Raw genomic sequence first — 13,888 nt, 5'->3', positions numbered from 1 at the left:
CTCGCAATGACGACTCGGTTTCTACGCAACAAAGCGACTCTAGAATAACGTTAAATATATTCTTTAATGAATTTCTCAAGTAGTCTCACGCCATACCCCACTGCCCCTTTCGGACCGAGTGCTGAAGCTTTATTACTATTTGCAACACCTGCTATATCTAAATGAGCCCAATCTACCCCATCTTTAATGAAGCGTTTAATGAAATGTGCAGCCGTGCAGCTTCCGGCAGCTCCCGGTACGTTCCCTATATTTGCCATATCGGCTATGTCGGAGTTAATCATTGCATCGTACTCATCATGAAGCGGCATTCTCCAAAGTTTTTCATTAACTTCTTCCCCTACTTTTATTAACTTATCAGCTAGCTCATCATTATTGGAAAAACAACCGGCATATGTACTACCGAGTGCTACAGTTATTGCTCCTGTTAGAGTTGCAACGTCAATCACGCATTTAGGCTTAAATTTTTCTTGTGCATACCAAACGGCATCGGCAAGTACTAAACGCCCTTCTGCATCGGTATTTAAAACTTCTGCAGTTTGCCCTGACATAGTAGTTACAACGTCCCCTGGACGCTGTGCATTACCGGACGGCATATTTTCGACAAGCCCTACAACACCGACTATATTTACAGGTAATTTTTGACCTGCAACCGCAATCATAGCACCCACGACTGCTGCAGAACCTCCCATATCGTATCTCATTAAATGCATATTACTTGACGGCTTTAAGGAAATACCGCCTGTATCAAAAATCACTCCTTTACCAACCAAAGCAATAGTCGGAACATCTTTACTGCCGCCTTTATATTCCATTACTACTAATTTTGACTCGTTTTGTGAACCTTGACCGACCCCAAGTAATGCACCCATACCAAGATTTCTCATCTCACGTTCACCGATAACGTCAATATCTACTCCGAACGGTTCAAGTATATCAACTATTCTTTCGGCATAGACTTGCGGAGTTTTAATATTTGACGGTTCATTACATATATCCCTTGTAAAAAATACTGCCTCAGCAATTAGTTTTTTAACTTCAAATAACTTTATTGCTTCTGAATTATTATCGGTAAAAATCTCAATTGACTCTACTGCAAACTTTTCTGCTTCTTTTAAGGTAGTTCTATATTTATTAAATCTGTAAGAAGCAAGGAATGCACCGCTAGCAACTAAAGATACAAATGTTTGAGATGTAAACTTGCTAATTCTATTTGTAAGTTTTAAGCCGATAGTAGAAATTTTAGCACAAATTGCATTTTGTAAGATTTTACCGCCTAACTCTTCAATTTTTGCTTCAGTTAATTTTTCTTCATTCCCAAGACCTGCTATTATCAAATATCTAACCTCGCCTGATTTAATCACAGACGTAATAACTTTAATCTGTCCATATTTACCGGTAAACTGCAGTTTATTCTGAATAGTTTTAGAAATTAATCCGTGATGTTGTTGATCAAGTCCTATTAAATTACTATCAAGCTTTAACTGTTCATCAATAAAAACTACTAGGCCCTGATTAGTAGATGATTCTTCATTCACAAAATTTATGTTAAGCATACTCATTCCTTATATTACTTTTGACTTTGGATAATTCTATTTATCTTGATAAAACTTTGCAAGTATTATAATTGATTTAAAACAAAATCTCATTAAATAGCATTTGATAAATGTTAATGTTTTTTATATTTTGCTGTCGAATTAGTTAAATTTAAGTAATAATATGCCAGTACATGACATCACTTCTCATTTAATTAAGCAGAAGTATACAATGATTAAAACATCATGTGAGCTAAACCAAGATATGGATAAGATTTATAGCCTCACGCCTCATCCAATACGATATACTTGCCTTAACTATTTAAAGTTATTATCTCTACCTATATCGCTAGCATTTTATGTAACAAAGCTTTGTTTTACGGCTAATCCTGTATGGACATGGGTAGGGGTTAATATTTTGTATAAGAAGATGGATCAAGCAATAGCCAAAAAAATATTACACAGCTTACCTGACGAAATAGAAGCAGATCAAAATATACCTAAAATTGTCGAGTATGTATTTAAAAAATATGAAGAAAACCCTACATTAGCACCTCTTGTTGAACCTACATATTATACAAAAATTTTTAGCAAAGACCGGTAAATAGATTCCTAATATTCCTGCTTTTTTTAAAATAGTAAAGTTTTGGAATGAAGGAGGAATTAATTATTCTGATGAAATACAAACAAAACGAGAATTAATTGACGTTATTTATAAACAAATTGTTTCTAAAGCTTATGAAGTAGGTAAAAAAGGAGAAAAGCTTGAAATAACGGATGTGAGAGCACTTTTCCCAGAGATAAATTTTGAAGAAAAAATCAATGCTGAATCAGAAAATCTTGAAATAGAGAAAGTAGAAGTAATCAATGAAGAGCCTTTAATTTCTGAATTGCCTGTTAGACATCTTTCTAAACCAGTTTATAGAGAGGAATTTAAAGGAGATACAGAATGCAGCACCGCAGCGTATATAGACATATGTGAGGATGCAAGTCTAGGCTCGACGCCCAAATTACCTCTAGAAGCGAAGTTTGGAAAGATGTCTATTGATCAAAAACACGAGGAAGCTACGATTACTACTAATGCAAATAATGGTATTAATCCATTAGTAAACTTACTCATGTTAAAAGCTTTACATGATGGAATTTGTCAAGAGGTGCTGAAAACTTATGTTGAACATTGTTTAGCAGAAATTCAGATATCTAAAAATCAAGAAATACTTGAAAACTTCCGATATGAAGATTCTTTAGCAAGATTACAATTATACGGTAATTATGATAACAATAATACGTATATCTTTGAACAACCAGTATCTTATTTAGGTCAAACCTACGAGCATTTAACAGCACCGATTGCTTGTTATTAAAGAATCATTCCTACAAAATAAGAAAAAGCCTATAAAAACTAAGTTTTTTATAGGCTTTTTTTGTCAATAATGCGTAAAGGTTATTTTTATGAATTCCTGCTTCCGCAGGAATAATATAGAATAAAAACTATCCGATACTATAGTAACATATACGAAGATCAACTTGGAAAAGAGCAAGGAGTCTGTAAGCCGAGGAGCGGAGTGTATACTTAATACGTGAGCATCTGAGGACTTACAAAGACGACGTAGCCAATTTTTCAAGTTCATCGAGTATATTTATACATTCTCTTCATCAAGCTTTACAGCTGCTTTACGCATTTTATCCATAAAGTAACCGGTTCCGGCAGGTACCAATCGTCCAACTATCACGTTTTCTTTTAGTCCTCGTAGTTTATCTACCTTACCGGCAATAGCTGCTTCAGTTAAAACTCTAGTAGTCTCTTGGAATGATGCCGCAGAGATAAACGATCTAGTTTGCAGAGAAGCTTTAGTAATACCTTGTAATATTAATTGTGCTTCAGCAGGTTTTAAACCGTTTTTAATAGCTTTTTCATTTATCTCCTCGAATTCATGTCTATCTATTTTTTCCCCTGCTAATAAGGTAGTGCCACCTGAATCCGTGATTTCTACTTTTTGTAACATCTGACGAATAATAACTTCTATGTGCTTATCATCAATCTTTACACCTTGTAGACGATAAACGGCTTGCACCTCTTTAACAATATAATTTGCAAGAACCTCTACACCCATTACTTTTAAAATATCTTGAAGTACTGGATTACCGTCAATCAATAAATCGCCTTTTTTAACAAAGTCACCTTCGTTAACTACAACATGCTTGCCTTTGGGTACCATATACTCAATAGACATTGTTTCATCAATCGGATGTATAATAATACGTCTCTTAGATTTATAGTCTTTACCGAATTCTACTCTACCGTCAACCTCGGCAATAACTGCGTGATCTTTAGGGCGTCTTGCTTCTACAAGCTCGGCAACTCTCGGTAAACCACCGGTAATATCTTTAGTAGTGGTCGATTCTTTCGGTATACGTGCAATAATATCACCTACAGATATTTGTACTCCGTCTTCTACGCTTAAAACTGCTCCAACCGGCAAGTAATATCTAGCTTCTAAACCGTTTGATAAGGCTATAACTTCACCTTTAGCATCTAAAAGCTGTATACGCGGACGTAATTCTGCACCGCGTGAATATTGCTTTGATTCAATAATAACTTTACTCGGTATTCCGGTAGCTTCATCAGTTACGTCACGAATAGAAATACCCTCAACCATATCTTTGAATAAAACTTTACCTGATTTCTCCGTGATAATCGGTATAGTATAAGGATCCCACTCCGCTAGTTTTTGAGTTTTAATAACCATATCACCGTCATCAACAAGTAATCTAGCACCGTATGGAATTTTATGACGAGCCTTTTCATTATCGTTATTATCAAGTAATAATAATTCACAATTTCGGCTCATAACAATTTTACGTTCTTCGGAATTAATAACAACGTTACGACTTATAATTTTCACTTTTGCGTCATAGGAAGCTTCTACGGAAGAAACTTCAGCACCTTTTGTTGCCGCTCCTCCGATATGGAAAGTTCTCATTGTAAGCTGCGTACCCGGTTCACCAATAGATTGAGCAGCAATAACCCCGATTGCCTCACCCTCCGACACCAACGTACCGGTAGCAAGATCCCTACCGTAACATATGCTACATATACCGGTAGTACTTTCACAGGTTAATACGGATTTTATCATAATTCTGTCGAGTCCAGCCGACTCAATCTGCTCTAACTTTGCTTCATTAATAAGCTCGCCTTTATTGAGCATTAGATCATTAGTTACAGGATGAAATATATCGATAGCAGCAGTACGACCTAAAATCTTTTCAGCTAAAGGTACTATAACTTCTCCCCCTTCAATAACACTCTTAACTTCAATCCCTTTATCAGTTCCACAATCTTTTTCGGTAATAATACAATCTTGTGCAACGTCTACTAATTTTCTTGTTAAGTAACCTGAGCTTGCCGTTTTTAAAGCCGTATCTATTTGCCCTTTACGCATTCCGTTAGCAGAATTAAAACACTCAAATTCAGTTAATCCTTCCTTAAAGTTAGAGATAATAGGAGTTTGTATAATTTGACCGTTTGATTTGGTCATTAAACCTCGCATACCGCCTAACTGCTTAATTTGCTGGAAAGAACCTCTTGCTCCGGAGATAGCCATCATATATATAGCATTTATTTTTTGATGATTCGGATCATCACTAACCGGCGGCGTAGCAATCTCTTTCATCATGTCGTTTGCTACTCTATCGGTACATCTTGACCAAGCATCAACTACTTTATTGTATTTCTCTCCATAAGTAATTAAACCGTTTGAATATTGTTGCTCAAATTCTTTTATTTCAAGCTGAGTTTCATTGATATGAGTACTCTTAGATTCCGGTACTACCATATCGTCCATTCCAAAAGAAATACCTGAAGAACAAGCATATTTAAAACCTAGTTTCATTAGCTGATCGGCAAAAATTACTGTAGCTTTTTGACCGCAGTGACGATAAACTAAATCTATAACTAATGATATGTCTTTTTTAGTTAGTTGTTTATTAATAAACTTGAATTCTATATTAAGGTTAGAAGGCAATAATTCACCGACCATTAACCTACCGTAAGTAGTATCAATGATAACAGGGACCATTTTACCTTCGGCATTTAGCTGATTTCTACGATATTTTATCTTTGTATGAATAGTTATAAATTTATTATATAAAGCATGTTCCATCTCAGCTAAATCTGAGAACATCATACCTTCGCCTACTTCATTATCAAATGCAAGGGTTAGATAATATAAACCAAGTACTATATCTTTATCCGGTACAATAATAGGACGTCCGTTTGCAGGGCTTAAGATATTATTTGTAGACATCATAAATACCCTAGCTTCAAGCTGTGCTTCAATCGATAACGGAATATGTACCGCCATCTGATCACCGTCAAAGTCCGCATTAAACGCAGCACAAACAAGCGGATGAAGCTGAATCGCTTTACCTTCGATTAATAGCGGTTCAAATGCTTGAATACCTAATCTATGCAATGTCGGAGCTCTATTAAGTAAAACCGGATGCTCTCTTATGACTTCTTCAAGCACATCCCAAACTTCAGGTTTTTCAGCTTCCACCATTCTTTTTGCAGCTTTAATAGTCGTAGCAATACCGTACAACTCAAGCTTAGAATAAATAAACGGCTTAAATAGCTCCAATGCCATTTTTTTAGGTAAACCACACTGATGAAGCTTAAGCTCAGGCCCGACCACGATAACCGAACGTCCTGAATAGTCAACCCTTTTACCAAGTAAGTTCTGACGGAAACGACCCTGCTTACCTTTAAGCATATCACTTAATGACTTAAATGGACGCTTATTAGCATTTTTCGCTGCTCTACCTCGACGACCGTTATCAAATAACGCATCCACTGCTTCTTGTAACATTCTTTTTTCGTTCCTGACTATTATATCAGGAGCTTTTGACTCTATTAGTTTCTTTAAACGATTATTTCTATTAATTACTCTTCTATAAAGTTCATTTAAGTCCGAAGTAGCAAATCTTCCGCCGTCAAGCATAACAAGCGGTCTAATTTCAGGAGGAATAACCGGCAAAACATCCATAATCATCCATTCCGGCTTGTTTTCCGACTCTAAAAAATCCTCTACTAATTTTAAACTCTTTACTAATTTTTTCTTTTTGACTTCTGAGGAAGTGGTTTGTAATTCCTCGTATAATTCTTGCTTTAACTTTAAAAAATCAAGCTCTTTAAGCATTTGTTGTATTACTTCTGCACCTATAGAGGCAGTAAATGCATCTTCACCGTACTTATCTTTTGCTTTCTGTAATTCTTCCTCTGTTAAGAGTTCGCCTTTTTGTAAAATCGATAACCCTGGGTCAACTACTACATAATTTTCAAAATAAAGAATCTTTTCTACATCTCGCATTGTCATATAAAGAAGCGTACTAATTCTTGAAGGTAGTGACTTTAAAAACCAAATATGAGCAACGGGAGCTGCAAGTTCAATATGCCCCATTCTTTCACGTCTTACTCTAGAAACCGTAACTTCAACGCCGCATTTCTCACATGTAATACCACGATTTTTCATCCGCTTATATTTACCGCAGAGACATTCGTAATCTTTTACCGGACCAAAAATTCTTGCACAAAATAAACCATCTTTCTCAGGTTTAAAGGTTCGATAGTTAATTGTTTCAGGTTTTGTTACTTCACCGAAAGACCACGAACGTACTTGATCAGGACTTGCTATATTAATCCTTATTTGATCAAATTGTTGAGTATTACTTAATTGTCCGTAAAAATTTACTACGCTCATAAATACTTTTCCTTAAAAATTACTTGTACTCTAAAATGTCACCACGTGACTTATTCAACCTTGTTGCATGACTCGTTTATGTCATTCTTAGCAATGGCGGGAATTTAGCCATTAAAAGGTACATATACAACAAGTTTTTAAAATTAAAAGCTCGATTTATCTCGCTTTACCCTGGATTCCTGCCTATGCGGGAATGACATAAAACACTTTTCTTCAAACCATACAACAAAGCCAATACTATGCTGAACAATATACTTCGAGTAAATAAAGAGTAGGTATACGAAGGTCAATTTCAAAAAGAGCAAGGAGTCTGCAAGACGAGGAGCGGAGCGTATACTTAATACGTGAGCACCGCAGTACTTGCTAGACGACGTAGCCAATTTTTGAAATTCTACCTGAGTATACTTAACTCGAAGTTACTTCAAGCTTTACGTTAAGACATAAAGATCTAAATTCTTTTATCATAACATTAAATGATTCAGGAATGCCTGATTCAAAATTATTTTCACCACGTACTATAGAATCATAAGTTTTGATCCTACCGTTTACGTCATCCGACTTAACCGTTAACATTTCCTGTAACGTATAAGCCGCACCGTAAGCTTGTAATGCCCAGCATTCCATTTCTCCGAAACGCTGTCCACCGAAATGAGACTTACCTCCAAGCGGTTGCTGAGTTACTAAGCTATAAGGTCCTATAGAACGAGAGTGAATTTTATTATCGACTAAGTGATGCAACTTCAGCAAATATTTCTGTCCAACGGTCACTAGACGGTCAAAATATTCACCGGTTCTACCGTCAATTAATTTTACTTGTCCTGAAGGATCTTGACCGGCAAGTTTTAACATATCTTTAACGTCCTGAACTTTTGCTCCGTCAAATACAGGAGTTGCAAAATATACGCCTTTACTTACTTTATTACAGAAAGAGATAATCTCTCCTTCCGATCTTTCAAGTATATAATTAATATTCTCTCCGTATAGCTCAAGTAAGAATTTCTTAATCTGCTCAATACCTATATGTTTATTTTTATATTCCTTTACTAAGGTAGATATTTTTTTTGCTAAATTTATTGATGCCCACCCAAGATGCGTCTCTAAAATCTGCCCTATATTCATACGAGACGGAAGGCCTAGAGGGTTAAGAACGATATCTACCACAGTTCCATCTTCTAAAAACGGCATATCTTCTTCAGGTACGATACGTGAAATAACACCTTTATTTCCGTGCCTTCCTGCCATCTTATCCCCGGGCTGTAATTTATGCTTAGTTGCGATAAATACTTTTACTACTTTTAAAGCTCCCTGAGGTAAATCATCACCGCTTTGCAATTTCTCTACCTTAGTAGCAAATCTTTTATCGAGGGCATCTTTTTTCTCATCATAATGAACTTTAATTTGCTCTATTTCATTCATTACATTTGCATCTTCCACGGTAAGCTGCCAAAATTGCCCTTTAGATAAACCTTTTAGCATTTCACTAGTAATTGTTTGTCCTGCTTTTACTTGCTTAGGACCGTTAACAATTACCTGCCCTATTAAAAGCTTTTCAAGCCAACTAAACACAAAATGCTCAATAATTTCTAATTCGTCGTCTCTGTCTTTTGCTAATTTTTCAATTTGTTGTTTTTCAATAGCAATAGCTCGCTGGTCTTTTTCTACACCCCTACGAGAAAATACCCTTACTTCTACTACGGTTCCGCTAACTCCGGAAGGTACATGCAGCGATGAATCTTTTACATCAAAAGCTTTTTCCCCGAAAATAGCACGTAGTAATTTTTCTTCTGGAGTAATAGGCGATTCACTTTTTGGCGTTACTTTACCGACTAAAATATCACCGGCTTTTACTTCTGCACCTACATAAATTATTCCGACTTCATCAAGATGACGTAACGCTTCTTCACTTACATTCGGTATATCACGGGTAATCTCTTCAGGACCAAGGCGTGTATCTCTAGCTATTACTTCAAACTCTTCAATATGAATAGATGTAAATACATCCTCTTTTACTATACGTTCAGATATTAAAATTGAATCTTCAAAATTATAACCGTTCCAAGGTAAGAAAGCCACAAGCACATTTCTACCTAAAGCAATTTCACCGTTATCCGTACTAGGACCGTCAGCTATAATATCGTTTTTCTTAACGTAATGACCAACCTTAACTAAAGGCTTTTGATTTATACAAGTACTATGATTGGATTTTTGGAATTTTAATAAATTATAAATATCAACAGAAGGAGAACCGTCAATCTTTTGTTCTAGAGTTCTAATCACTATTCTATTTGAATCTACCTGCTCAACAATACCGTCATGTAATGCAAGTACTGATGCTCCGGAATCTTTAGCTACTACCCCTTCAACTCCGGTACCTACAAAAGGTGCATCCGTTTTAATTAAAGGAACGGCTTGTCTTTGCATGTTTGAACCCATCAAAGCACGGTTAGCATCATCGTTTTCTAAGAAAGGTATAAGAGAAGCCGCAACCGATACTACCTGCATAGGAGTCACATCAATAAAATCTACCTCATGCGGTTCTACCATTATAAAATTACCGCCTTCAACACGGCAATTAATAAACTCTCCTTGCAACTTTCCGTCTTTATCAACTTTAGAATTTGCCTGTCCAATTTTGTATTTACCTTCTTCAATAGCAGAAAGATATACCACTTCATCAGTTACATGCCCATCTTTAACTCTTCTATAAGGACTCTCTATAAAACCGTGTTTATTTATCCTAGCATAAGTAGCCATAGAGTTAATTAACCCGATATTCTGACCTTCAGGTGTTTCAATAGGACAAATACGACCGTAATGAGTCGGATGTACGTCACGCACCTCAAAACCTGCTCGTTCTCGACTAAGACCTCCGGGACCGAGTGCCGATAGCCTTCTTTTATGAGTTATTTCCGATAATGGATTTGTTTGATCCATAAATTGGGATAATTGGGAGGTACTAAAAAATTCTTTTACGACTGAAACTAAAATCTTGGAATTTACTAAATCATGAGGCATTACAGTATCAACATCACCTGCCGACATCCTTTCAATTACAGATTTTTCCATTCGAACTAAACCTATTCTAAATTGATTTTCTATCAATTCACCTACCGATCTAACCCTTCTATTACCTAAATGATCAATATCGTCTATGATACCTTTACCGTCTTTAAGCTCTACTAAAACTCTTACGATATTTTTAATATCATCAATTGTTAAAACCGTAACTTCCTCAGAAATATTCAGCTCTAACCTAGAATTCATTTTTATTCGTCCGACTTCTGAAAGATCATATCTTTCCGCATCAAAGAATAAATTATAAAACAAGCTTTCAGCCGCTTCTATATTAGCAGGTTCACCGGGTCTTAAAACTCTAAAAATGTCACATAATGCTGCCTCACGGTCCTGATTCTTATCAGCAAATAAGGTATTTCTTATATATGGACCGGATTGAGGATTGATTACTAATACATTAACATTTTTAATTTTAAGATCATTAATAACATTTAGCATATCGCTAGTTATCATTTCACCGATTTTTGCTAATACTTCATCGCTTGCAGGATCTCTTAAATCTTCGGATAGATATTTGCCGATTAAAGTTTCGTGAGCTACTAAAATATTGTTAAGCCCTTCCCCAAAATATTTTTTAGCCAAACGCGGAGTAATTTTTTGCCCTGCTTTCAGTAAAACATTTCCGGTATCTGCATCTACTAAATCACTTGTTAAACGATGAGCAGTAATATGCTGAGGTATAAATTTAACCGCCCAACCTTTATTTTTAACAAGCTTATAAGTTACTGAATTATAATAAAATTTTATAATTTCTTCAGTACTCATACCTATAGCTCTAAGCAAAGTAGTAGCATAAAGCTTTCTTTTTCTATCAATCCTAAAATAAATAACATCCTTAGCGTCGAATTCTAAATCAAGCCACGACCCTCTATATGGAATAACACGAGCAGAATATAAAAGCTTGCCGGAAGAGTGAACTTTTCCTTCATCATGATAAAAGAATACGCCGGGTGAACGATGCATTTGCGATACAACTACTCTTTCTGTACCGTTAATGATAAAAGTACCGTTTTTAGTCATTAATGGGATATCACCCATATATACTTCTTGCTCTTTAATCCCTTTAATTTCTCTAATACCGGTATCCTCATCTATATCCCAAATACTTAACCTTAAAGTAACTTTAAGAGGAGCAGCATAACTTAAACTTCTTTTACTGCACTCTTCTACATCATATTTTGGAGTATCGAATTCATATTTTACAAATTCTAAATTAGCAATATTGGAGGAATCTGAAATAGGAAAAATTGAGTTTAATATAGATTGTAAACCTTTATTTTTTCTTTCAGAATCTTTAATATTTAACTGTAGAAAGTTTTTTTCATATGAATTTTTTTGAATTTCAATCAAATTCGGTATATCTGCTACTAAATTTATGTGACCGAAATTTTTTCTTATTCTTCTATTATGTGACAAGGGTTGTGCTTCTATATTATCCCTTAATGAAACCATATAATCTCCTGACTGATAAAATTACTGCCCGTATTGAAGTGATTAGGTCCTATACATTTTTAATAGAATAATCATAATTATGGCTCTTTTTAGCTGTAAATCATAAGGTTTTTTGAAATAGTAATAAACTCTCCTCTCAAAAATCTTATTAATTTTTGCTTAAAAATATATCCTAATTATAATTATTAATCAAAAGTGTTCAAAACCTAGGTTCTGTATATAAAATTTAAATTATTTATATTTTAAACAGTAAAATTTTTATTGGAATAGCTACTATTTCAATAAAATGCTTATAATTTGCAGTAAAATATACTGTTTTAAATTTTTTTACATAGAACTTAAATTAAAGAAACCTAGTAAGTTTCCTATTTAGATCTTGTGTAGGCTCTGTGAACATTTCCAAAAAGATTTGATTTTGGTTATTTATTTGTTACAAAAAATTATAAGGTTTTTTTTAAATTAGGTATTATTCCTTCAAAAATCTCATTAATTTTTATTAAAAATCAATTATAAATGTTCACAGAACCTAGAAAATTTCAATAATTTAAATTTCTAGACGTATGGTACGTTAACAAAATTATTTTAATCAATAAGATTTTCAATGTAATAGTTTTAACCTATTTCAAAAAAATAACTTACATTAGCTTTAAAATAATTTTTAAACAAAAAAGCCTTATTCAAATTTAATTACTAAAATAAGGCTTTTTAGATTTTAAGAAGTTAATTTAAAGCTATAAAATATTTCATCATGTAATACAAAAAATATTAGGTCCTGTAAAAAAACTAATCTATATTTAGTTGTTTTTGATTGAAAACTACAAGATTTTTTTTGGAATAAAGATAACTGTTCCAACAAGAATCTTATTAATTTTTACTTAAAAATATCTAAAAATACGAATAATTTAATTTTTCTTTACAGAACCTAGTACAGAAATAATTATTTTAATTCAACTTTTGCTCCGGCAGCTTCTAACTTACCTTTGATTTCTTCAGCTTCTGCTTTTTTTACATTGCTTTTAATCGGCTTTGGAGCTTCATCAACTAATTTCTTAGCTTCAATTAAACCAAGACCTGTGATATCTTTCACAACTTTAATTACTTCAACTTTCTTGTCACCGGCAGCTGTTAAAACTATTTCAAACTCAGTTTTTTCAGCAGCTGCTTCAGCCGCAGAAGCTGCTGCACCGGCAGCCGCTACAGCTACAGGTGCTGCTGCAGACACACCCCATTTTTCTTCTAGCATTTTCACAAGCTCAGCTGCTTGCATTAATGTTAATGATGATAATTGTTCTTCAATTTTAGCTAAATCTGCCATAATTTTTTCCTTTTTACTTTTTTTATATTGAGAGATTACTGCATCAGGTATTTCAAAGTTAATTAAATTCTTTTTTGCTACAAATTATAAGATTTTTTTTAAAATAAGAACAATCTCCTATAAAAAACCTTATTAATTTCCACTATAAAAGCTCTTTAATTATCAATTAAAATCCCTAGTGCAGTAACCTTTAAGTTAATTTTTACTAGCATGTGCTTGTATTACTCTCGCCATACTCGAAGACGGGGCTTGTAAAACACCTACAACCTTAGTAGCCGGTGCTTGTAATAACCCAACAATTTTACCTCTAAGCTCATTAAGTGAAGGTAGCTTAGAAAGTTCTTTTATTGAATGTTCATCTAATACGTGATTATCGACTATTCCACCAATAATCTTAAGATTATCATTAGCCTTAGCAAAATTAACTACTAATTTTGCCATCTCAACCGGTTCTTTAGAATAAATAATAGCAGTAGGACCTGCAAATAAATTAGCAATACTATCAAGCCCTGTTTGATTTGCAGCTATTTTTGCTAAAGTATTTTTAACTACTTTAAAACCTGCTTCTTTAGATTTAAGTGATTCTCTAAGTGAACTCACTTGACTAACGGTTAACCCATGATAATGAGTAATAATTACGGAGGGCGATTCTTTATAAATATTTACAATATCCTCTACTGCTACCGGTTTTTCTGATCTTAACACCTTTTAATTCTCCTTTTATAACACAGCTTAATATATTTAAACTGATACAA

Annotated in this window: 5 protein-coding genes and 1 pseudogene; 1 reads left to right on the top strand and 5 read right to left on the bottom strand. The window is 34.2% G+C overall.

The window, feature by feature from the left end:
- Positions 1 to 50: 50 nt before the first annotated feature.
- On the bottom strand, positions 51 to 1,553 hold the full coding sequence (locus ACE38Q_RS07480; RefSeq protein WP_500191006.1) for a leucyl aminopeptidase: 1,503 nt from the start codon (positions 1,551 to 1,553) through the stop codon (positions 51 to 53).
- Between the two features lie 163 nt (positions 1,554 to 1,716).
- On the opposite strand from ACE38Q_RS07480, the pseudogene ACE38Q_RS07475 reads away from it, so the two are divergent.
- A pseudogene (locus ACE38Q_RS07475) lies at positions 1,717 to 2,896 on the top strand (palindromic element RPE1 domain-containing protein).
- Between the two features lie 276 nt (positions 2,897 to 3,172).
- Here the strand turns inward: ACE38Q_RS07475 and rpoC are convergent.
- The 4 genes from rpoC to rplJ form a co-directional block, all read right to left on the bottom strand.
- Positions 3,173 to 7,291 (bottom strand): DNA-directed RNA polymerase subunit beta', encoded by a 4,119-nt coding sequence (gene rpoC / locus ACE38Q_RS07470; protein WP_500191003.1) that lies wholly within the window; start codon positions 7,289 to 7,291, stop codon positions 3,173 to 3,175.
- A gap of 405 nt (positions 7,292 to 7,696) precedes the next feature.
- Positions 7,697 to 11,818, bottom strand: coding sequence for a DNA-directed RNA polymerase subunit beta (gene rpoB, locus ACE38Q_RS07465; protein ID WP_500191001.1), 4,122 nt, complete (start codon positions 11,816 to 11,818; stop codon positions 7,697 to 7,699).
- Between the two features lie 937 nt (positions 11,819 to 12,755).
- Positions 12,756 to 13,133 (bottom strand): 50S ribosomal protein L7/L12, encoded by a 378-nt coding sequence (gene rplL, locus ACE38Q_RS07460; protein ID WP_500190997.1) that lies wholly within the window; start codon positions 13,131 to 13,133, stop codon positions 12,756 to 12,758.
- A 195-nt stretch (positions 13,134 to 13,328) separates the two neighbouring features.
- The gene (gene rplJ, locus ACE38Q_RS07455; RefSeq protein ID WP_500190993.1) at positions 13,329 to 13,838 is read right to left on the bottom strand and encodes a 50S ribosomal protein L10; all 510 of its coding nucleotides are present in this window, start codon (positions 13,836 to 13,838) and stop codon (positions 13,329 to 13,331) included.
- Between the last annotated feature and the right edge of the window lie 50 nt (positions 13,839 to 13,888).

Source organism: Rickettsia endosymbiont of Thecocarcelia acutangulata (genome assembly GCF_964263195.1).
In the GTDB taxonomy this organism is placed as follows: domain Bacteria; phylum Pseudomonadota; class Alphaproteobacteria; order Rickettsiales; family Rickettsiaceae; genus Rickettsia; species Rickettsia felis.
This window is presented reverse-complemented; position numbering and strand designations above follow the sequence as displayed.

What these genes read in the sequence shown, in the direction of transcription:
- ACE38Q_RS07480 (WP_500191006.1), bottom strand. Translation starts at nt 1,553, where the DNA reads ATGCTTAACATAAATTTTGTGAATGAAGAATCATCTACTAATCAGGGC.
- rpoC (WP_500191003.1), bottom strand. Translation starts at nt 7,291, where the DNA reads ATGAGCGTAGTAAATTTTTACGGACAATTAAGTAATACTCAACAATTT.
- rpoB (WP_500191001.1), bottom strand. Translation starts at nt 11,818, where the DNA reads ATGGTTTCATTAAGGGATAATATAGAAGCACAACCCTTGTCACATAAT.
- rplL (WP_500190997.1), bottom strand. Translation starts at nt 13,133, where the DNA reads ATGGCAGATTTAGCTAAAATTGAAGAACAATTATCATCATTAACATTA.